Source organism: Microbacterium sp. 71-36, from assembly GCF_001898305.1.
In the GTDB taxonomy this organism is placed as follows: domain Bacteria; phylum Actinomycetota; class Actinomycetes; order Actinomycetales; family Microbacteriaceae; genus Microbacterium.
The window spans coordinates 37,103-57,052 of record NZ_MKTP01000010.1 but is presented as its reverse complement, the minus strand read 5'-3'; the positions used below and the strand labels follow the sequence as shown (position 1 = coordinate 57,052).

Genomic DNA, 19,950 nt, shown 5'->3' with positions numbered 1-19,950 from the left:
CGACCACTGGGCCTTCGCGCTCACCTCCGACGGAACCCTCTACGCCTCCCTCAACGGCTCCACCTTCACCGCCAACACCACCAACGTCACCCACCTCAACGCCTCCGACGGCGCCGCCGTGTACACGACAAGCAAGAGCTGCTGAGCCGCCGAAGGAGGACGTCTTCACGCGCTTCCGGACTGCTGCCGTGCGGCGCGACCCTTCCTGGGCCGCGCCGCACCGTCGCTCACGTCAAGGCGGCCGGCACCACAGCCAGCGCCCGCTCCGAGATCACCCGCGCGTACGCCAGCCCGGAGTCCTTCACGGACCGTTCCCGCGTCGCGTAGTCGACGTGGACGATTCGAGACCGGCGGTCCAGCTCACCCAGAGTCCGACGCGGACCGCGAGTCAGGGGTCTCATCTGTGGGCGTTCGGAGGTGATGTTGCGGGTGATTCGCTCCGCTCGCTCTCCGCGCCAGGGAGGAACAGGCGTCCAATGTGCGCGACATTGTGCGCACATTCACCCTCCCGTCGGCGACGGCAGAAATCGCGAGGGACTCGAACTCGGCATTGAAGATCGTTGACCCCACCCACACTCGGGTGGCAATCCGATGAGGCCCGAAGGAGAGTCTCGAATGAATCACCACAGCTTCCTTCCCCGGTTCGTGGCAGCGCTCGCCCTCTGTGCGACCAGCACCACGGTTCTCTCAGTCGCTGGAGCACCCGCCCACGCATCCGACTACTCCGCGGCTGACCGGATCGCCGAGCTCATCGACGAAGTCGCCCCCTCGCAAGGCCAGGTAGAGCAGACCGACGCGACCTCAGCGGCGTTCTCCACCGATGTCGCCGATCTTCCCCTCACGGATTCCGCCCCCGTCTCCGTTGCAGGTGGCGACGTGCCACTGCACGTCTACCTCCCGGAGGAAACCGCGACGGGGCACGGAGTCGGAGCCGCAGACGGAACCGTGGTCTACAAGTCGTCCCACAGCGGCGCTGACGTGGCTGCTCAGGTGTTGGCATCCGACAAGGTCCGCATTCAGACGGTGATTCACGGCCCCGGCGATCCCCACGAATTCACCTACGAGCTCGGCAACGGATACATGCCCCTCCAAGCTGCCGACGGCTCTATCTGGGCCTACCGATTCGACCAGAACGGCGCGATCGACATCTACGGAGTCGGTGAGGCGTGGGCGCGGGATGCCGATGGCGCGGTCGTCAACACCCACTACGAGATTCGCGGAAACAGCCTCGTCCAGGTCGTCACGCCAACTGGCGAGACTGTCTACCCCGTCGTCGCGGATCCGACCTGGGAGTGGTACAACGCTGCCTACGGAGCGGGGTTCAGTAAGCGCGAGACACGCGATCTGGCGAACCTCGGCGGGATCGCCGGCCTCTGCAGTTCCCTGTGGAGATGGCCCGCGCTCGGCGCCGCCTGCGGCATCGCGGGCTTTCAGTGGTGGACGCAGGCGGGGCTTGCCGTCAACGCCGACGGGTGCGTCTTCATCGCCGCCGTTCCTGCTCCGCTCGCGGTCCGATGGCTGAGCAGCGCGTGCAGATAGTCCCGTCGCACTAACGGAAATGAGGTAGGACGATGATCCTCGTCGCGACGATGGCGATGGCCGGTGGGAGCCTCGGCATCCTGCTCGCCGACGCCACGATCCCCACGTACAAGAGGCTGCCGACGCTGAGCGCGGCGGTGCTGATCCTGCTCGTCGCCGCGTCAATCGTGTGGTTCGATGCGACGAACTTCGGCGCGGCGATCCTCTTCCTCGGGACGTTCCTCGTCAGCTCGACGGGATACGCCGCCGCACGGTGGAACGAGCTGATGCCGGAACTTTCGCCGAGCCGTAGCTGGTACTTCCGCGCCGCCTTCTCTCGCCCCGCGTACCTCCGCGACCTGTACCGACAATCACAGGCCGGGAACTCTCCTAGCTCGCCGTCGCGATCGGCCGACGACCTATAGGCGAACGGCAGGCTCCGCCACCAACGCCCGCTCCGCGATCACCCGCGCGTACGCCAGCCCGGAGTCCTTCACGGACCGTTCCTGGGTCGCGTAGTCGACGTGGACGATGCCGAAGCGCTTCTCGTAGCCCCAGGCCCACTCGAAGTTGTCGAGCAGCGACCAGTAGAAGTAGCCGCGGACGTCGATGCCTCGGTCGACGGCGTCCAGGACGGCGGCGAGATGCCCTTCGACGAACTCCACCCGCTCGATGTCGTGGACACGCGTCTCGCCGTCCTCGACCACCGGGACGTCGTCGTAGGCGGCACCGTTCTCGGTGATGTACAGCGCGACGCCGGGTTCGGCGGAGTACTCGGAGCTCACACGCTCGAGCAGATCGGTGAGCGCCTCGGGCTGCACCTCCCAGCCCATCGTCGTCCGCGGCAGGCCGCGCTCGTGCCAGTACAGGTTCTCGTGTGCGGGGAACGGCGACGCGATCGGGCGCACGGTGGGGGCGTCGCCTCCGGGCGGGTTCACCAGCGGCGGCGTGCCCCCGACGAATTCGCCGTGGTAATAGTTCACGCCGAGGGTGTCGATCGGGGTCGCGATGACCTCGAGGTCGCCCGGCTGCACGGCATCCTGCCAGCGGAGGACCGCCTCGGCATCCACGTTCCGGAAGTCCTGGATGATGTCGGCCGGGTAGCTGCCGCGGAACACCGGGTCGAGGAACCACCGGTTGAACTGGCCGTCGATGCGCCGCGCGGCGTCGAGGTCGGCCGGGTTCGCGGGGTCGACGGCATCCGCCACCGTCAGGTTCAGCGTGAGGCCGAGATTGAGCGCCGCGTCGCGGGCGCGCAGCTCGCGCACGGTCTGGCCGTGTCCGAGCAACAGGTGGTGCGCGGCGAGCATTCCCTCGGCCTGCGAGTAGTGGCCGGGGGCGTGGGCCCCGGCCGTGTAGCTGAGGAACGACGAGCACCACGGCTCGTTCAGCGTCGTCCACACGTTCACGCGGTCGCCGAGGGCATCGTGCATGTCGAGCGCGTACTCGGTGAACAGGTCGCTCGTCTCGCGGACGGTCCACCCGCCGCGGTCCTGCAGAGCCTGGGGAAGATCCCAGTGGTACAGGGTCAGCCACGGGAGGATGCCGGCATCCAGGAGCTCGTCGACGAGACGCTTGTAGAAGTCGACGCCCCTCGGATTGAGCGGGCCGCCGTCGGGACGCACGCGCGACCACGACGTGGAGAAGCGGTAGGTCTGCAGGCCGAGGCTCTTCATCACCTGCACGTCGTCGGCGTACCGGTGGTAGTGGTCGCACGCGACGTCGCCGTTGTCGGCGTTGATCACGGCATCGGGCACGCGGCTGAAGGTGTCCCAGATCGACGCCTTCCGACCGTCCTCGAACGCCGCCCCCTCGATCTGATAGGCGGCGGTCGCCGCACCGAAGAGGAAGCCCTCGGGAAAGGCTCGGGTGTGGGACATGGATCGGGTTCCTTCCGTGGGCGCAAGCGTCATCCCTTGACCGCCCCTTGCATGATGCCACTGACCAGCTGCTTGCCCGCGAAGACGAACAGCAGCAGCAGCGGAATCGTCGACAGCAGCACGCCCGCGAGGACGATGGAGTAGTCGACGAAGTAGTTGGACTGCAGCAGCGACAGCGCCACCGGCAGAGTCGGGTTCTGGCGGTCGAGCACGATGAACGGCCAGAAGAAGTTGTTCCACGCGGTCACGAAGGTGAAGAGACCGAGCATCGCCGCGGCGGGTCGCGCCGCGGGGACGCCCACCGTGAGGAACGTGCGGAACGAGCTGGCACCGTCGACCCGCGCGGCCTCGATCAGCTCGTCCGGCACCGCCTGGCGCAGGTACTGCGTCATCCAGAACACACCGAACGCGCTCGTCAGCGCCGGGACGATGATGGCGCCGATCTGCCCGGTCCAGCCGAGCTCGCTGAACAGGATGTACAGCGGCACGACGCCCAGCTGCGTCGGCACCGCCATCGTCGCCACGACGAACAGCAGCAGCCAGGGACCGCCGCGGAAGCGCAGCTTCGCGAATGCCCAGCCCGCGAGGGTGGAGAAGAAGACGACGGATGCCGCGATCAGAGTCGAGCTGAGGATGGAGTTCCACAGGCCCGTCCAGAAGTTGACGGCGGGGTTGTTCAGGACGGCGGCGGCGTTGGCGAAGAAGTTCCCGCCGGGGATCCACGACAGGTCGGTGTTGCGGATCGTGGAAGAGTCGCCCGAGCCGATCAGCAGCGCCCAGTAGTACGGGACGATCGCGGCGAGGAGCACGACACCGAGGCTGGCATAGACGAACCAGCCGGGTCGCGACCCCCGAACGGCGCGGGGCCGTCGGCGTGCGGGCTTCGGATCCGCCGCTCCGGTGAGGGGAGAGGTGTCGATGACGCTCATGGACGTGCGCCCTTTCCGGTGGATTCGGTGACGACCCGCTGCCGCGCGGCGCGCGCGGCGGCGCGGCGCTGAGCGCGGCTCAGTCCGTCGCGGGTGCCCTCGTCGCGGACGAGCGAGCGACTGATGAACAGGTTGACCGCCCCGATGACGAGGATGATGAGGAAGAGGATCCACGCGAGCGCGGCCGCGCGACCGAAGTTCCACTCGCCCCAGCCGAGGTTGTAGAGGTAGAGCGAGATCGTCAGCCACTGGTTGTTCGAGCCACCGGTGCCGCCCTGGTCGAACATGCGCGGCTCATCGAAGATCTGCAGGCCGCCGATGGTCGACGTGATGATCACGAAGATGAGGGTCGGCTTGAGGCTCGGCAGCGTGATCGAGAAGAACTGACGGACCTTGCCCGCACCGTCGACGGTCGCCGCTTCGTAGTATTCGCGCGGCACGGCCTGCATGGCCGCGAGCAGGATGAGGGTGTTGTAGCCGGTCCAGCGGAAGTTGACCATCGTGGCGATCGCGATGTGGCTGGCGAAGGCGTCGGAGTGCCAGCCCACTCCGGGCAGACCGATGCGGCCGAGCAGCGTGTTCACGACCCCGTACTGGTCGCCGAACATGTTGCTGAAGATGAGCGCGACGGCGACAGGGGCCATGACGTAGGGCACGAGCACACCCATGCGCCAGAGAGTCTTCGCCCGGATGTTCTGATCGAGCATCGCCGCGATGAAGATCGCGAGGAGCAACTGCGGCACCGTCGAGAGCACGAAGATGCTGAAGGTGTTGCGCAGGGCGTCCCAGAAGGCGGGCTGCGAGAGCACGTACGCGTACTGGTCGAAGCCGACGAAGGTGCCCGAGCCACGGATCTGATCCCAGTCCATGAACGAGATCACGCCGGTGTAGAGGATGGGGAAGAGCCCCGTGATGAGGAAGAGGACGAAGAACGGGGAGATGTAGAGGTACGGGGAAAGCTTCAGATCCCAGGCGCTGAGCTTCGAGCCGAACCCGACGCGTCGGGGGGTGCGGGCGGGGGAATCGTCGGGGCCGGATGCCGCGGGGGCCGCGGGCGGCTGCAGTGTCGTGGTCATGAGTCTCCTTCCGGGGTGCGGGCCGGGCGCACGAGGCGCCCGGCCCGCGACGACCGAGGTCAGCCGATGGCTTCCACCTGCGAGACCCACTGGTCCCACGAGGTCTGGGCGTCCTGCGTGTTCTGATCGACCCGGAGCAGGGCCTTCGACATCGCGTCGTTCACCTGGAAGTAGTACTGACCCTTGAACGGCGTCACCGTCACGGCGTTGGCCCGGTTGGTGAAGATCTCACCGATCGGGGCGTCGTTGAAGAAGGCGTTCTTGGCGTTCAGGAGGTCGGGGGAGGTCAGCGCGTCGACCTGGCTGGGGAACGTCCCCGCCTGCTGGAAGAACTTCACCTGCTGCTCGGGCGAGGTCAGCCAGTCGGCGAGAGCCTGCGCCTCGGCCACGTGCGGACCGTTGGCCGGAACCGTCAGGTACGAGCCGCCCCAGTTGCCGCCGCCGTTGGGGAACACGTCGGCGATCTTCCAGCCGGAGACCTCGGGAGCGTTGCCCTCGATCTGCGTCAGCATCCAGCCGGGGCAGGAGAGCGTCGCGAACGCGCCGTTCGCCATGCCCGCGTACCAGTCGGGCTGCCACTGCTCGAGGTGCGCCGACTGCGTCTTACTGGCGTCGAGCGTCTCGGTGTAGATCTTCTTGACCTCGGGATTGGTCGTGGCCGTGATCTCGCCCGTGTCGGGGTTCTCGTAGGCCGCCTCGACCTGGTTGATCATGCCCTGGTAGACGCTGCTGGCGGAGTCGAAGAACGGCTTGCCGGTCGCGGCGACGTACTTGTCGCCCATCTCGAAGTACTTGGACCAGTCGCCCTCGAGCGCAGCGGCGACGTCGGCGGGCTCGGTGGGGAGGCCGGCCGCCTGGAAGAGGTCGGACCGGTAGCAGATCGCCTCCGGGCCGATGTCGGTGCCGTACCCGACGAGGTTGCCCGACGCGTCGGTGGCGGCCTTGACCTTCCAGTCCAGCCAGCGGCTCTTGAGGTCGTCGGGCACGGGCGCGAGCAGGTCGGAGTACTTCATGACCTCGGGCAGCCAGTCGACCTCGATGCCCTCGATGTCGGCGAGGCCCGTCTTGCCGAGCTTCTGGAAGTAGTTGGCGCGCGCATCGTTCGACTTGGCTGCGCGGTTGTGGACGATCGTGATGTTCGGGTGTTCGGCCGTGTAGGCGTCCAGCAGTTCCTGCGTGTATCCGAAGTCGTTGAAGGTGGCGACGGTCAGGGTGATCTTCTCGTCTCCGCCGCCGGAAGCGGAGTCGCCGCCGCCGGAACACCCGGCGAGGACGAGAGCTGTGGTGGAGGCGACGGCCGCGATGACGGCGGCCCGACGCAGGGCACGTGATTTCACTGGACACTCCTTCGTGGTGGGTGGGTCGGTGCGCTCCTCTGCGCGACTCTCCCTCGACCTCTGAACCGTGGGAGCGCTCTCACCGATCCCGCACGACGCTATGGGATCGCTCCCAAGCTGTCAAGAGAGCGCTCCCACGAATTGCCGCGTCACGCAAGGCCTTGTATCGACGGCGCAATCGGGCTGTCGGCGGCGGCACGACGCGGCGCACACAGCGGGTCGCGGCGCGCTCCCCCATCGCACCGTCACGGTGGCGTCGTGCCGGGCGGACGAACTGGCGCCTCAGCGCCCAGGCAGTGTCGCGTAGCGTCTCACGTATTCGTCGAGAGCGAGGCCCGTCCGCCTCTTGATTAAGAAGGCGTCGCCGCCCCACAGGCCTACGTCTAGCTGGTTCGCGAACTCCGGTCCGGCGATCACTGCACCACCGTCGGCGACCAGGGCGACGAGCGCCGCCTCACCCATGGCCGATCCGTGCGGCACGAGGATGATTCGCTCTCTCAGAACTCCCGACGCCTCGACCACCGCGCGCGCGGCGCGGAAACCAGGCTCCCGAGGTCTGGGCTCAATACCGTTCTCGCGCTGATAGGCCGCCACTTCCTCCGCCTCTTCCGCGTCGATCTCGCGCTGCCGCCCCGTGAACGCCGTCACGATCTGGACACCTCGGCCGGCCTTCCGCGTGAGGGCGCGGGCGGCCAGCGAGATGACCTGCGGCGAGTCGTCCGTCATCCAGTCCTGTTCGAAAGCGTCCGGTTGCGCAAGAACCGCCTCGTAAGCACGCCGCCCCTTCCCCAGGACCGCACCGACCGCGTTGAGCCGCCACGACGGCGCAACGCCGGCGCGCTCCAACACATCCGCGACGGCGACCGCCTTCCGCCCTGCCGTGTGCGCCCACCGCAAGATGACGTCGTCCGGACAGGATGCCAATCGCCCGGCTGCCACATCGAGAGTCCGCGCCCACAAGCGGCCGCCGAGCGACTCGATCACCGGCCAGAACTCGGCATCCGGCAACACATCGAAGCTCGTCGCGTCCATCCGGACCGGTGGAGGCGGGTCGCGCAACTCGTTGCCATCGAACCACGCGACAGGATCGGCCCGAGCCTGCTCGGGCAGGACAGCGTCCCAGATCATGATCGCCTCATCGGACATACCGAAGAACGCCCGCTCAGCGAGTACGGACCCCGGGACGTCCTCTCGCCGCGCGGTGTGCTGCATCCCGACGTCCGCGTCGAAGATCACAGAGAAGTACTCCGTGCGGGTGCGAGCCGTTGCAACGATGGACCGGATGGTCTCACCCCGCAGCGGCATCCGGACGATCTCCACACCGTCACACTAGGGCCGCCGCCGCGAGCGCGACAGGCGGCTTCGCGCGTCGACGTCGGGGTCCGGCCAGGGCGCTGCGCGAAGCTTCGTGCCCGGTAGAATGGCATCCACTGCCCTTCCGACACCTGGAGCTGGAATGCCCACCATCGTCGTCGACGTCATGCCCAAGGCCGAGCTTCTCGACCCCCAGGGGAAGGCCGTCGCCGGCGCCCTGTCGCGACTGGGCGAGAACCGCTTCTCCGACGTGCGGATCGGCAAGCGCTTCGAGCTGACCGTCGAGGGCGAGGTCGACGAGGCGACGCTGGCGCGGGCCCGCGAGCTCGCCGACGAGATGCTCTCGAACGCCGTCATCGAAGACGTCGTGAACATCGAGGTCGTGGAGTGACCGCTCGCATCGGGGTCATCACCTTCCCCGGTTCGCTCGACGACCGCGACGCGCAGCGCGCGATCCGTCTCGCGGGCGCCGAGCCCGTCGCCCTGTGGCACGGCGAGCACGACCTGCGCGGGGTCGACGCCCTCGTCCTCCCCGGCGGCTTCAGCTACGGCGACTACCTGCGCGCCGGCGCGATCGCCGCGTTCGCGCCGATCATGGCCGAAGTGAAGGATGCCGCGGCCAAGGGCATGCCGATCCTCGGCATCTGCAACGGCTTCCAGATGCTCGTCGAGGCGCACCTGCTGCCCGGCGGTCTGATCCGCAACGCCCACCAGCAGTTCATCCGCCGCGACCAGCGCCTGCGCGTCGAGAACGCTTCGACCGCGTGGACCAGCGCGTTCGACGAGGGCGACGAGATCGTCATCCCGCTGAAGAACGCCGACGGCGGATACATCGCGGATGCCGAGACCCTGGCCCGCGTGAACGGTGAAGGCCTCGTCGCGTTCCGGTACCTGGGCGTCAACCCGAACGGCTCGCTCGACGACATCGCCGGCCTCACCAACGAGCGCGGCAACGTCGTCGGCCTCATGCCCCACCCCGAGCACGCCGTCGAACCGGGCTTCGGACCCGGCACCGCCGCAGCCATGCGCTCCGGCGTCGACGGGCTCGGATTCTTCACCTCCGCCATCTCCGCCGTGGTCGCCGCGGCGGCGTAGCACCCCTCCTCCCCCGACCCGGAGGACTCCCCACCCACCGTTTTCTGCGGTCACACCGCGGGCGATAGTGGGACATTTGTCATATCCTCGGGGGAAGAACCGCTCCCCGGGGGCTGGCGGTTCCAGCGGCCGCTCGCGAACCCGAATCCGTGTCCGACCGCCCGTCCTGGGTGCCTGTCTATCCATGACGCGACCGTTGCGCGCGCTGACGCTCGCACGGACGGTCGCGTTCGTGTCGCGGAGGTCACATGAGCGATTCCGATGGTCCCATCGGCCCGAGCGTCGCGCTGCGCGCGGCGGCGGCCCACACATTCGCGCGATTGGAACCCGGGCACGGGCAACCGCTTCCGCGTCACCTCGCGCTCCTCGCCGAGGCGGAACCGGGCGCGGCCCCGCTGGTCTGGACCGACACCCGCGCGATGGTCCTCACGTCGATGCTGGTGGCACGCGCGCGCCATGACGCGCTCGGCGACGGTATCGAACTCGTGTCGCGCTACTTCGACAGCGGGCGCCTGACGCGCCCCGCCGCCCTGTCGGGCCCGGCGCGCTCGGCGCTGTACGCGGGCGTCGCCGAGTACTGCGCCGCCGTCGGCTGGCCGCAGGTCGGGGGACATTACGCCGGCGAAGCGCTGCTCTTCGCCGAGACCCCGGGGCAGCGCTACCGCGCGCTGAGCGTGCAGGCGTTGAATCTGGGGCTGAACGCGGAGTACCCCGGCGCCGCACAGGCGATCGAGGAAGCGCGCCGACTGTACAGCGCCTGCGGGTGGGCCGCCGAGGACGTGTCCCACTGCCTCCTTCTCGGAGACGGATTCGTCGCCGCAAGCCGCGCGGACTCGGCACGCATGCACGCCATCGCCGACGAACTCGAGCACGCTCAACCCGAGGACCCCTACTGGATCTTCAGCGCGGAGATGACCCGAGTCGCGGCGATGTTCATCGGCCGTTCGGTCGCGGAGGCGCTCGCCAAGAGCTGGGAGCTCCTGCACACGTCGGGTCGCACGCGAAGCTTCCGGATCGTCCGTGGCCTGCTCCTCGGTCTCCACGCCGACATGCTCACCGCGCTCGGCGAGTACGAAGAAGCCCTCGCCGTGCTCGACAACGCCGTCACCCATCCCGGCCACGCCGTCTGCTTCCCCATGCAGCGCTCGCGGACGCTGCTGCAGATGGGACGCGAGCGCGAGGTCATCGACAGCACCAACGCCTGCGTCGCGCTGCACGACGAACACTGCCTGCGCACCCTCACGCAGGTCCTCACCGTCCGGGCCGTCGCCTTTCTGCGGCTGGGGGGCGAGAAGCGCGCGCTGCAGAGCATGGAGTCCGCGTTCCGGCTCATCCAACGCACGGGAGGTTCGATGATGCCTTTCCTGATGATCCCGTTCTCCGACACCGATCGCCTGCTGGATCGGCTGTCGGCCACCACCCCCGACCTCGCCTCTGCGGCGGCGACGACGCGGCAGATGCTGCCGAAGATCGCCGCGCCTTCCGCTCGCGACGACGCCTTCTCGACCCTGACCGCCACCGAGCGGGAGCTCGCCTACCTTCTGACCTCGAGCCTCGGGATCCCCGAGATCGCGCGTGCGCGCAACGTGTCGGTGAACACCGTGAAGTCACAGGTCCGGTCGATCTACGGCAAGCTGGGGGTGTCGAGCCGAGAGGATGCGGTCGCGTTGCTACAGCGTCCGGACGAGTGACCGGGAGCTCGCACCGAACGAGGAGCCCATGCGCGCGACAGACCAGGATGCCGTCATCGACCGGATCCTCGCACTGTGGAGCGGCGACCTCCAGACGCTGCCGTCCGAGCCGCGGCTCGCCGAGCTCACCGGGGCGAGCAGGGCCTCGGTCCGGGAGGCGCTCGTGCGGCTCGAGGAGCGCGGGTACGTGCATCGGACGCAGGGCACGCGCACGACGCCCAACCGCCGGCTGCCCGACGTCGGCCGTCGGATCGACGAGCAGTTCGATCACTCCCTCTCCATCCGTGCGGCCGGATACGAGCCGCGGCTCGAGGTCGTGGCATCCGGGGTCCGCATTCTGGCTGCGGACGACCCCGAACGGTTCGACGATCTGCCCGACGGCACGCGGGTGTTCCGCACCGTCAAGGTGTGGAGTGTCGACGGGGCGGCGTACGCGCTGGCGGAGGACCTCGTGCCCCTCGCCCGCGACGTCGACCTCGACCCGCACCGACCGGTGTTCGAGCTGGCGGAGGAGGCCAATGGCATCCGGGTCGCGTGGGAGACCCTGTGGGTCGACGCGGTGAGCCTGGATGCCGAGCGCGCCGCTCTGCTCTCCGCGACGGCGGGGGTTCCGGTCGTGGAGATGACGTACTGCGGGTACGGGACGGGCGACGACGTCGGGTACTGGTCGCGCGAGGTGCAGGTGTCCGCCCCCGCGGGGCTGCGGAACGCCCTCATCCGGCGCGTCCGTCACGATCGGGGCGTTTCGGGGGCGTAACGAGGTCGTGAACGTGTCAGACAAGTTGTTCATGCACTTGTCAGACAGGCGTATCTTCATGGCATGACCGAGCCGCTTCCCGCACACCCCCTCACCGCCACGACCGTCACCGCCGAGACGTTCGCGCCCTTCGGCGTCGTGCTCACCCCCATGGCCGACGGCACACCCTTCACCGCGGAAGAGGCCGTGCTCGACGTGTCGGGCGGCATCCCCCGCTTCTACCTGATGGCCCTGGACGACAAGAAGCCCGAGTTCGTCCGGGTCACCCGCCACCTCGAGACCACGCAGACCCTGATGGCCGTGGGCGACGTCGAGTGGACGATCGCCGTCGCACCCGCGGGCATCGACGAGCCCGCCCTCGACGACCTCCGCGCGTTCCGCATCCCGGCGCGCACCGCGATCACCATGCTCAAGGGCACCTGGCACGCGGGCCCGTTCTTCGACGAGCCGAGCATGGACTTCGTCAACCTCGAACTCGACGACACCAACGTCACCGACCACCACAACTTCCGCCTCGACGACACCTACGGCGTGCGCGTCGTCGTCGAGTGAGCATGCCCGAACCGCTCCCCGACGCCGCGGCCCGCCTGGCCGCGCTCGAACGCGAGGCCGCGCACCAGGAGCACCTGAGCGCCGGCGACGGCCGCGCGTGGGTCGGCGAGCGCGACGGCGAGCATCCGGTCGTCATCGTCGGTGCCGGTCAAGCCGGCCTGGTGCTCGCCCGCGGCCTGCGCCGCCGCGGAATCGACGACGTGGTCGTGCTCGACTCGGCCCCCGCGGATGCCACCGGCCCCTGGACCACCTACGCGCGGATGCACACGCTGCGCACACCGAAGGACATCGCCTGGCCCACCTGGGGCGTGCCCGCGGCGAGCCCCCGCGCCTGGTTCGAAGCGGTGTACGGCGCCGCCGCGTGGGAAGAGATCGCTTTCTTCCCCACCGTCGCCTGGCAGGGGTTCCTGCAGTGGTACCGGGCCGTCGCGGGCATCGACGTGGTCGGCTCGACGACGGTCACGGCGATCACCCCGACGGATGCCGAGGGCCCGCTGCGCCTGCATCTCACCGGCCCCGACGGGTCCTGGGTGCTGCTCGCCCGTCACGTCGTGCTCGCCACCGGGATCGAAGGCGCCGGCGGACGGCATGTCCCGGCGCTGCTCGACGCCCTCCCCGCCGAGCGCGTGCACCACACCCACGACGCGATCGACTTCCCCGCCCTCGCCGGGAAGCGCATCGGCATCCTGGGCGCCGGGACGGGCGCGTTCGACAATGCCGCGACCGCCCTCGAGCACGGTGCCGCGTCCGTGGACGTGCACATGCGACGCCCCGCGATGCCGCAGGTCAGCCCCTACCGGTGGATGGAATTCGCCGGCCTCATCGAGAACTACGGCGCGTTCTCCGACGCCCAGAAGTGGACGTTCAACGTGCATCTCTCGGCTGTCGACCAGCCCGCGACGCAGAACGCGATCTGGCGCGCGCACGCCTTCGACGGCTTCCGGTTCCTGACCTCCTCGCCGTGGCGCTCCGTCGAGTGGGACGGCACCGACATCGTCGTGACGACGCCGGATGGCATCCATCGGTATGACGTGGTCATCGCCGCGACCGGAATCGTCGCGGACCTGTCACGCCGTCCGGAGCTCGCGGCCGTGGCAGCGGATGCCGCGATCTGGAGCGACCACCTCGCCCCGGCGCAGATCGCCGAGAACCCCGGGCTCGCGGCCTTCCCCTACCTCGACGACGACTTCGGGCTGATCAGCCGGAGCGCGCCCGAGGGGTCGGCGCTGTCGCGCATCCACATGTTCAACCACGGCGCCCGGATCAGCCAGGGGATGCTCAGCCACCAGATCCCCGGACTCGTCGGGGGCGCGACCGCGCTCGCCGCGGCCCTGTCGCGGCGGCTGTTCACCCGCGACGCAGGAGCCCTCATGGCCGAGTACCTGGCGTACGACGTCCCGGTCGGCGTGCACGTGGGGCGGCGGCCCATGCCGGTGGACGCCCCCGCGTGACCCGCGCCGCTGCGGTCGGCGGCGTGTGCGGTGCGGGCCGCGGGTAGCGTGGGGCGGGTGACTTCCTCGCTGATCGTGTCCGTGCCCACCGCGCAGCTCCGCGACGATCTGCAGCCCCTCCCCGAGGGCGTGGAGGTGCTGGTCTGGGACATGACGGATGCCGCGCCCCGCCCGCACATCGACATCGTCGTGCCGCCTTACATGTCGATGGACGGCGTGATCGCGCGCCTGTCCGAGGTGACGACCCGGCTCGTGCAGGGCCAGTCCATCGGGTACGACAACGTGGAGGGACGCCTGCCCGCGGGCCTGGTGTTCGCCAACGCCACCACCGTGCACGAGACCGCCACCGCCGAGCTCGCCGTCGCCCTGGCGCTCGCCGCCCAACGCTCGCTGCCCGACTACGTCCGGGCTCAGGGGCGCGCCGAGTGGAAGGGCGGCTGGACGCCCGGACTGGCCGACGCGCGCGTGACCCTCCTGGGATTCGGCGGCGTCGGGCGCGCGATCGCCGCCCGCCTGAAGCCGTTCGAGGTCGAGCTGCGCGCGGTCGCCTCGCACGGCCGCCTGCAAGACAATGTCGAGGTGCTCCCCCTCGGCGAGCTGTACGACGTCCTCGCCCGCACCGATGTGCTGATCGTGTCGCTGCCCGGCGGCGAGAAGACGCGACGCCTCGTCGACGACGCGGCCCTGTCGGCGCTGCCCGACGGCGCACTCGTCGTGAACGTCGGCCGCGGCCCCGTCATCGACACCGACGCGCTCGTCGATCATGTGCGGCGAGGGCGCATCCGGGCGGCGCTCGACGTGACCGACCCCGAACCCCTCCCGACCGACCACCCGCTGTGGTCGCTCGACGGCGTCCTCATCGCCCCGCACGTCGGCGGGGCGACCGGCGCCATGCGTCCCCGCATCGCGCGGCTCGTGCGCCGCCAGATCGACCACCTCCTCGCGGGCGAGGAGCCCGAGAACGTGGTGCTGCGGGGCTGACCCCCGCACGGGTCGCGCGCGAGACCCCGCGCGGGTCGCGGCGGGCGCAGGTCGCGGCGGGCGCGAGACTGCATCCAGCCGACATCTCCATTGCAGGCTGCAGTGGAGACGTCGGGAGGATGCAGTCTCGGCGATCCGGAATTCGAACGGGATGCCCGCGCGAGCCGGCCCCGCTCAGCCGCCGGCGCGTGCGGCGTACGTGTTGGCCACGGCGGCGACGTCGTCGACGTAGCTGTCGAGGTGGTTGTACGAGAAGATCGCGCGCCGCCAGCCGGGGGCGCTCGTCATCTCCCCGGCGGCGCACAGGTAGCGCCCGGCCGCGAGCGCGGCGTCGTCGATCTGGTCGGGATCGGCCACGCCGTCGCCGTTGCCGTCGGCGCCCCAGCGCTCCCACGTCGCCGGGATGAACTGCAACGGGCCCATGGCGCGATCCCAGGTGGCATCCCCGTCCCAGGCTCCTCCGTCGGTATCCGCGATGGTGGCGCTCGCACTGCCGTCGAGGGGGATGCCGCGGATCGCGGGCTGCGGGTACCCGGCGTCGTCCAGGTGCCCGCCGGAGTGCGTGCCGTGCGCGGACTCGACCGCCCCGAGACCCGCGAGGGTGTTCCAGCCCAGCCCGCAGCCCGGCTGCTCGACCTTCAGCGTGAGCGCCGCCGACGCATAGGCGCGCAAGGCGCGCTCCGGGATGCCGGTCGCCGCCGCGGTGCGCGCGGCCCAGGTCGGATCGGCGGGGACGATTCCCGCGCGGGGCGGGGCCGGAGTCGGTGCGGGGGCGGAGGTGGGTGGGGCGGCGACCGACGCGGCATCCGGCTCGACCGCGGGGGCGTACGCGCTCACCCTCTCGTCGAGCGGACGCTCGCGCCCGACCGCCTGCGACGACACGACGAGGGCGACCGCGATGACGACGAAGAGCACCGCCGCGACGGCAGCGATGATCGAAGTCCACGAGCGACCGCGGTCGGCGTCGAGATCCACGCGGATCCTCCCCTGGCATCCGCTCGGGCAGCGGGCGCCGCGCCGAGGGTAGCCCCGCCGGTCGACGTGCGGGTGAACGGAGGCCGTCGCGCCGGGGTGCCGCGCACCGTCACCCGGTCGAGTGTCCGAGACACGCCGCATGGCGTCGGGCGCGTGCGGCGTGTCTTGGACACCGAGTCGTGGGATGCCGGGATGACGTGCGCCGAAGCGTAGACCCGGCACCGCTCGCGCACCGAGCGGCGGAAAAGTCGAGTGTCCACGACACGCGGATGCGACTCGACGGCATCCGCGTGTCTTGGACACTCAACGGGCGGGGGAACGCCGCCGCCGCACGGGCGGGGGAGCGCCGCGGTGCGTCAGCCGCGGAAGCCGGCGGGGTTCGCCAGGAGGTCGGCGAAGGCGAGCTCGGCGGGTCCGATGAGCATCAGGCGCGAGCGCAGGTGCGCGCGTTCGAGACGGATCGTGCGACCCTCCGCGCCCAGCGGGTGCACGCGCACCGCCTCGGCGAGACGCTCGCGACTGACCGACAGGAGCGCACCGAGATACCCCGAGAGCACCACGGTCTCGGGGCTGAACGCGTTGACGAAGTTCGTCAGCGCGAGCGACAGCACCTCGACCTGGCGCGTGACCTCCGCCATCACCCGGGGGTCGCGGGCGACCCCGAGCTCCACGTCGAGTTCGTCCTCGTCGAGCTTCCGGCGTCCGAGCAGCGGCTCGAGGAGGTCGAGCCGGACCTCGGCTTCGAGGCATCCCTTGCGCCCGCACACGCACGTGCGGCCGCGCGGGTCGACGACGGTGTGTCCGAGTTCGCCGGCGTAGCCGGAGGTCCCGCGCAGAAGCGTCCCGTCGATGATGAGGCCGCCGCCGATGCTGTGCATCGCGCCACCGAGATAGAGCAGGTTGGAGACGCCGACACCCACGCCGAACCGCGACTCGGCGAGCGCGCCGATGCTCGCGTCGTTCCCGGCGGAGACCTGGATGCCGAGTTCGTCGCTCAGCCGCGCGGCCACCGGATCACGGCGCCAGCCGAGGGTCGGGGACACGAGCACGGAGCCGTTCGCGTTCACGAGCCCCGGGACGGCGAGTCCGGCGCCCACCACGCGGTAGTGGCGGTCGATGTCGGCGCGCATCGCCTCGACGCTCGACGCGACGATCTGCACGAAGCGACGCGGAGACGGTGCACTCGCGGTGTCGTGGCGCAGCCGCGCGTGGACGACGCCGCCCAGCCCGACCAACGCGACGGTCACGGCGTGGGGTTCCGCCCGGACGCTCAGCGCGGCGACGTGGTCGTCGGGCTCGATGTCGAGCGTGGGCCGCCCGACCTTCCCGGTGCGTTCACCGGCGGCGACCTCGCGCACGAGCCCCAGCTCGGTCAGCTCCATGACCAGGCCCGTGACCGTCGAGCGGTTCAGGCCGATCGTCGCGCCCAACTGCGCCCGTGAGAGCGCTCCCCGGATGTGGAGCATCGACAAGACGGACGCGAGGTTCTGCTGACGGATCAGGTCGTTCGTCGTACGACCTGCGGGGGGTGCGAGCGGCGTGGCGGGCTCGAACACGGCAGGGGTCATGAGGGCACCTCCCCCATTCTCGCATCGACCGCCCCCCGGTTACGGCAGGTGTGGGGAGCGCGGCGCACGGCCGCGCCCCCCACCCGATCAGACACCGCCGTTGCGTCGCTTGTTGAAGATGTCGAACGCGACGGCCAGCAGCAGAACGATGCCCTTGATCGCCATCTGCCAGGCCGCGTCGACGCTGAGGATGGACAGGCCCATGTTGAGCACGCCCATGACCAGACCACCGACGACGGCGCCGACGACGGTACCGATGCCGCCCTGGACGGCGGCGCCACCGATGAACACCGCCGCGATGGCATCCAGTTCGTAGTTCTGACCGGCGGATGCCACGGCACCACCGGCGCGGGCGGTGCTGACCACCGCGGCGAGACCGGCGAGCACACCCATGTTGACGAAGATGAAGAAGTTGACCCACTTCGTCTTCACACCGCTCATCACGGCGGCGAACAGGTTGCCGCCCATCGCGTAGATGTGGCGACCGAACGTCGTGCGGTTGAGCACGAACGTGTAGGCCAGCACGAGCACGGCGAGGATGATGAGCACGATCGGCGTGCCGTTGTAGGCGGCGATCGTGAACGCGACGGCCATGATCGCGACGACCGCGATCGCGTTCTTCAGCCAGAACGACCACGCGACCTCGCGGGGGAGCTCGAGCCGGCGGAGCGTCGCCCGGGTGCGCAGCTGCTGCACGATGAGCAGGACGCTGGCGATCGCGCCGAGCACGAGGGTCAGGCTGTCCCAGTTGCCGACGTAGCCGAGCAGGGGCGGGAGCCATCCCGCACCGATCGCGGTGAAGCCGTCGGGCAGACCGCTGATCGTGCCGCCGGTGAGGAGTACGAGCGTGAGCCCGCGGAAGAGCAGCATGCCCGCGAGCGTGACGATGAACGCGGGTATCCCGACGAAGGCGACCCAGAAGCCCTGCCAGGCACCGACGATCGCGCCGACGATGAGCGACAGGACGACCGCGAGGTACCAGGGCAGACCCCACTGGTTCATCGCGATCGCCGCGATCGCGCCGACCATCGCCACCACCGAGCCGACCGACAGGTCGATGTGGCCGGCGATGATGACCATCACCATGCCGATCGCGAGGATCAGGACGTACGCGTTCTGCTGGATGAGGTTGTTGACGTTGCCCGGGAGCAGCAGGCGCCCGCCGGTGAGCACCTGGAACAGGACGATGATGATGACCAGGGCGGCGAGGATGCCGAACTGCCGGAAGTTGATGCGCGCGAGCAGACCGCGGCGGCGGGGCCCCGGTTGCGTCGGCGCTTCGACCGTCTGGGTGGATGCGGTGGCCATTGCTGTCAGTTCCTTCCGGCGGTCATGTGCCGCATGAGCGTCTCCTGGGTGGCGTCTTCACGGCTGACCTCGGCCGTGATGCGTCCCTCGGAGATGGTGTAGATGCGGTCGGAGAGGCCGATGACCTCGGGCAGCTCCGACGAGATGACGATGACGGCCTTCCCCTGGGCCGCGAGTTCGTTGATGATGCCGTAGATCTCGTACTTCGCTCCGACGTCGATGCCGCGGGTCGGCTCGTCGAGGATCAGCACGTCGGGTCCGGTGAACATCCACTTCGACAGGACCACTTTCTGCTGGTTCCCGCCGGAGAGGCGTCCGGTGATCGCGGCGACGCTGGGCGCCTTGATGTTCATCTTGTAGCGGTACGAGTCGGCGACCTTGTACTCCCGGTACCGGTCGACGACGCCGAGCCGTGCGAGGCGGGCGAGGGCGGATGCCGAGACGTTGACCTGGATGTCGCCGATGAGGTTGAGACCGTACTTCTTGCGGTCCTCCGTGGCGTACGCGATGCCGTTCTTGATGGCCGCGTCCACGGTGCGGACGTCGATGGCCTGGCCGCTCTTGTACACCTCGCCGGAGATGCCCGTGCCGTACATGCGCCCGAAGATGCTCATCGCGAGCTCGGTGCGTCCGGCGCCCATGAGACCCGCGAAGCCGACGATCTCGCCCGCGCGCACCATGAAGGACGCGTCGTCGATGACCACGCGCTCCGTGTCGACGGGGTGGTGCACGGTCCAGTGCTCGACGCGGAACAGTTCTTCCCCGATGTCGGGTTCGCGCGGCGGGAAGAGGCTGTTGAGGTCGCGACCGACCATCGCGCGGATGATGCGGCCCTCGTCGGTGTCGGGATCGTCGCGACGCATCGTCTCGATGGTCCGGCCGTCGCGGATGATCGTGATGCGGTCGGCGATGCGGAGCACCTCCTTCAGCTTGTGGCTGATGATGATGCAGGTGATCCCCTGGTCGCGCAGCTGGTCGATGAGATCCAGCAGGTGCGCGGAGTCGTCGTCGTTGAGGGCGGCGGTCGGCTCGTCGAGGATGAGGAGCTTGACCTCCTTGGCCAGAGCCTTCGCGATCTCGACGAGCTGCTGCTTGCCGACGCCCAGCTCGTAGATCTTGGTCGCGGGGTTCTCACGGAGCCCCACGCGCTTGAGGAGTTCTGCGGCGGCGGTGTTCGTGGCGTTCCAGTCGATGACGCCGCGCTTGGACTTCTCGTTGCCGAGGAAGATGTTCTCGGCGATCGAGAGGTAGGGGCTGAGAGCCAGCTCCTGGTGGATGATGACGATGCCGGCGGCCTCGCTGTCGTTGATCGAGCGGAACGCGACCGGCTCCCGCTCGAGGGTGATCGTGCCGTCGAAGCTCCCCGCGGGGTACACCCCGCTGAGCACCTTCATCAGCGTCGACTTCCCGGCGCCGTTCTCGCCGCAGATCGCGTGCACCTCACCGCGGTGCACGTCGACCGAGACGTCGGCGAGGGCCGGGACGCCGTTGAACGACTTGGAGATCCCCGACATGCGC

18 protein-coding genes are annotated in these 19,950 nt (G+C 69.5%); 9 read left to right on the top strand and 9 right to left on the bottom strand.

Features of this window, described 5'->3' with window-relative positions; translation table 11 throughout:
* The first annotated feature begins 645 nt into the window (after positions 1-645).
* A complete protein-coding gene (locus tag BGO45_RS16850) occupies positions 646-1,539 on the top strand; it encodes a hypothetical protein (RefSeq protein WP_292696439.1) in 894 nt (297 codons plus the stop codon).
* Between the two features lie 32 nt (positions 1,540-1,571).
* A complete protein-coding gene (locus BGO45_RS16845) occupies positions 1,572-1,943 on the top strand; it encodes a hypothetical protein (protein ID WP_292696437.1) in 372 nt (123 codons plus the stop codon).
* Here BGO45_RS16845 and BGO45_RS16840 read toward each other — a convergent pair.
* The 5 genes from BGO45_RS16840 to BGO45_RS16820 all read right to left on the bottom strand — a co-directional run bounded on the left by BGO45_RS16840 (position 1,938) and on the right by BGO45_RS16820 (position 8,060).
* Entirely contained in the window at positions 1,938-3,398 is a 1,461-nt protein-coding gene (locus tag BGO45_RS16840; protein ID WP_292696435.1) for a glycoside hydrolase family 1 protein, read from the bottom strand. The two genes, BGO45_RS16845 and BGO45_RS16840, sit on opposite strands and share 6 nt — an antisense overlap.
* Before the next feature lie 29 nt (positions 3,399-3,427).
* Positions 3,428-4,327, bottom strand: coding sequence for a carbohydrate ABC transporter permease (locus tag BGO45_RS16835; protein ID WP_292696433.1), 900 nt, complete (start codon positions 4,325-4,327; stop codon positions 3,428-3,430).
* On the bottom strand, positions 4,324-5,403 hold the full coding sequence (locus BGO45_RS16830) for a carbohydrate ABC transporter permease (protein WP_076492206.1): 1,080 nt from the start codon (positions 5,401-5,403) through the stop codon (positions 4,324-4,326). Before BGO45_RS16830 ends, BGO45_RS16835 begins: the two co-directional genes overlap by 4 nt.
* A 59-nt stretch (positions 5,404-5,462) precedes the next feature.
* Complete coding sequence (locus BGO45_RS16825; protein WP_292696430.1) at positions 5,463-6,740, bottom strand: extracellular solute-binding protein; 1,278 nt, start codon at positions 6,738-6,740, stop codon at positions 5,463-5,465.
* A 282-nt stretch (positions 6,741-7,022) separates the two neighbouring features.
* Entirely contained in the window at positions 7,023-8,060 is a 1,038-nt protein-coding gene (locus tag BGO45_RS16820; protein ID WP_292696429.1) for a hypothetical protein, read from the bottom strand.
* Positions 8,061-8,196: 136 nt separating this feature from the next.
* Between BGO45_RS16820 and purS the strand changes: the two genes are divergently transcribed.
* From purS to BGO45_RS16785, 7 genes are all read left to right on the top strand, one after another.
* On the top strand, positions 8,197-8,445 hold the full coding sequence (purS, locus tag BGO45_RS16815; RefSeq protein ID WP_022878640.1) for a phosphoribosylformylglycinamidine synthase subunit PurS: 249 nt from the start codon (positions 8,197-8,199) through the stop codon (positions 8,443-8,445).
* Positions 8,442-9,149 carry a phosphoribosylformylglycinamidine synthase subunit PurQ gene (purQ, locus tag BGO45_RS16810; protein WP_076492214.1) on the top strand — a complete coding sequence of 236 codons (708 nt, stop codon included), beginning with the start codon at positions 8,442-8,444 and terminating at the stop codon, positions 9,147-9,149. The genes purS and purQ overlap by 4 nt, the downstream gene beginning before the upstream one ends.
* A gap of 248 nt (positions 9,150-9,397) precedes the next feature.
* Positions 9,398-10,840, top strand: coding sequence for a helix-turn-helix transcriptional regulator (locus BGO45_RS16805; protein WP_292696424.1), 1,443 nt, complete (start codon positions 9,398-9,400; stop codon positions 10,838-10,840).
* A 28-nt stretch (positions 10,841-10,868) separates the two neighbouring features.
* Positions 10,869-11,597, top strand: a complete 729-nt coding sequence (locus tag BGO45_RS16800; RefSeq protein ID WP_292696422.1) for a GntR family transcriptional regulator — start codon at positions 10,869-10,871, stop codon at positions 11,595-11,597.
* A gap of 63 nt (positions 11,598-11,660) precedes the next feature.
* Positions 11,661-12,149: an ureidoglycolate lyase gene (locus tag BGO45_RS16795; protein WP_076492221.1), complete on the top strand. Its 489-nt coding sequence runs from the start codon at positions 11,661-11,663 to the stop codon at positions 12,147-12,149.
* A gap of 2 nt (positions 12,150-12,151) precedes the next feature.
* The gene (locus tag BGO45_RS16790) at positions 12,152-13,600 is read left to right on the top strand and encodes an FAD-dependent oxidoreductase (RefSeq protein ID WP_292696420.1); all 1,449 of its coding nucleotides are present in this window, start codon (positions 12,152-12,154) and stop codon (positions 13,598-13,600) included.
* 57 nt (positions 13,601-13,657) lie between these two features.
* Complete coding sequence (locus BGO45_RS16785) at positions 13,658-14,581, top strand: 2-hydroxyacid dehydrogenase (protein WP_292696418.1); 924 nt, start codon at positions 13,658-13,660, stop codon at positions 14,579-14,581.
* 174 nt (positions 14,582-14,755) lie between these two features.
* Here BGO45_RS16785 and BGO45_RS16780 read toward each other — a convergent pair whose 3' ends face one another.
* The 4 genes from BGO45_RS16780 to mmsA all read right to left on the bottom strand — a co-directional run bounded on the left by BGO45_RS16780 (position 14,756) and on the right by mmsA (position 19,946).
* A complete protein-coding gene (locus tag BGO45_RS16780) occupies positions 14,756-15,556 on the bottom strand; it encodes a lytic transglycosylase domain-containing protein (RefSeq protein WP_292696417.1) in 801 nt (266 codons plus the stop codon).
* Positions 15,557-15,912: 356 nt separating this feature from the next.
* Positions 15,913-17,124, bottom strand: a complete 1,212-nt coding sequence (locus BGO45_RS16775) for an ROK family protein (protein ID WP_292696416.1) — start codon at positions 17,122-17,124, stop codon at positions 15,913-15,915.
* A gap of 87 nt (positions 17,125-17,211) precedes the next feature.
* A complete protein-coding gene (gene mmsB / locus BGO45_RS16770; RefSeq protein ID WP_292696414.1) occupies positions 17,212-18,432 on the bottom strand; it encodes a multiple monosaccharide ABC transporter permease in 1,221 nt (406 codons plus the stop codon).
* Positions 18,433-18,437: 5 nt separating this feature from the next.
* Entirely contained in the window at positions 18,438-19,946 is a 1,509-nt protein-coding gene (mmsA, locus tag BGO45_RS16765; protein ID WP_292696413.1) for a multiple monosaccharide ABC transporter ATP-binding protein, read from the bottom strand.
* Between the last annotated feature and the right edge of the window lie 4 nt (positions 19,947-19,950).

Excerpts from the sequence above, each read along its gene's own strand:
- BGO45_RS16845 (WP_292696437.1), top strand. The coding sequence starts at position 1,572 with ATGATCCTCGTCGCGACGATGGCGATGGCCGGTGGGAGCCTCGGCATC.
- BGO45_RS16840 (WP_292696435.1), bottom strand. The coding sequence starts at position 3,398 with ATGTCCCACACCCGAGCCTTTCCCGAGGGCTTCCTCTTCGGTGCGGCG.
- BGO45_RS16835 (WP_292696433.1), bottom strand. The coding sequence starts at position 4,327 with ATGAGCGTCATCGACACCTCTCCCCTCACCGGAGCGGCGGATCCGAAG.
- BGO45_RS16830 (WP_076492206.1), bottom strand. The coding sequence starts at position 5,403 with ATGACCACGACACTGCAGCCGCCCGCGGCCCCCGCGGCATCCGGCCCC.
- purS (WP_022878640.1), top strand. The coding sequence starts at position 8,197 with ATGCCCACCATCGTCGTCGACGTCATGCCCAAGGCCGAGCTTCTCGAC.
- BGO45_RS16805 (WP_292696424.1), top strand. The coding sequence starts at position 9,398 with ATGAGCGATTCCGATGGTCCCATCGGCCCGAGCGTCGCGCTGCGCGCG.
- BGO45_RS16800 (WP_292696422.1), top strand. The coding sequence starts at position 10,869 with ATGCGCGCGACAGACCAGGATGCCGTCATCGACCGGATCCTCGCACTG.
- BGO45_RS16795 (WP_076492221.1), top strand. The coding sequence starts at position 11,661 with ATGACCGAGCCGCTTCCCGCACACCCCCTCACCGCCACGACCGTCACC.
- BGO45_RS16790 (WP_292696420.1), top strand. The coding sequence starts at position 12,152 with ATGCCCGAACCGCTCCCCGACGCCGCGGCCCGCCTGGCCGCGCTCGAA.
- BGO45_RS16775 (WP_292696416.1), bottom strand. The coding sequence starts at position 17,124 with ATGACCCCTGCCGTGTTCGAGCCCGCCACGCCGCTCGCACCCCCCGCA.
- mmsB (WP_292696414.1), bottom strand. The coding sequence starts at position 18,432 with ATGGCCACCGCATCCACCCAGACGGTCGAAGCGCCGACGCAACCGGGG.
- mmsA (WP_292696413.1), bottom strand. The coding sequence starts at position 19,946 with ATGTCGGGGATCTCCAAGTCGTTCAACGGCGTCCCGGCCCTCGCCGAC.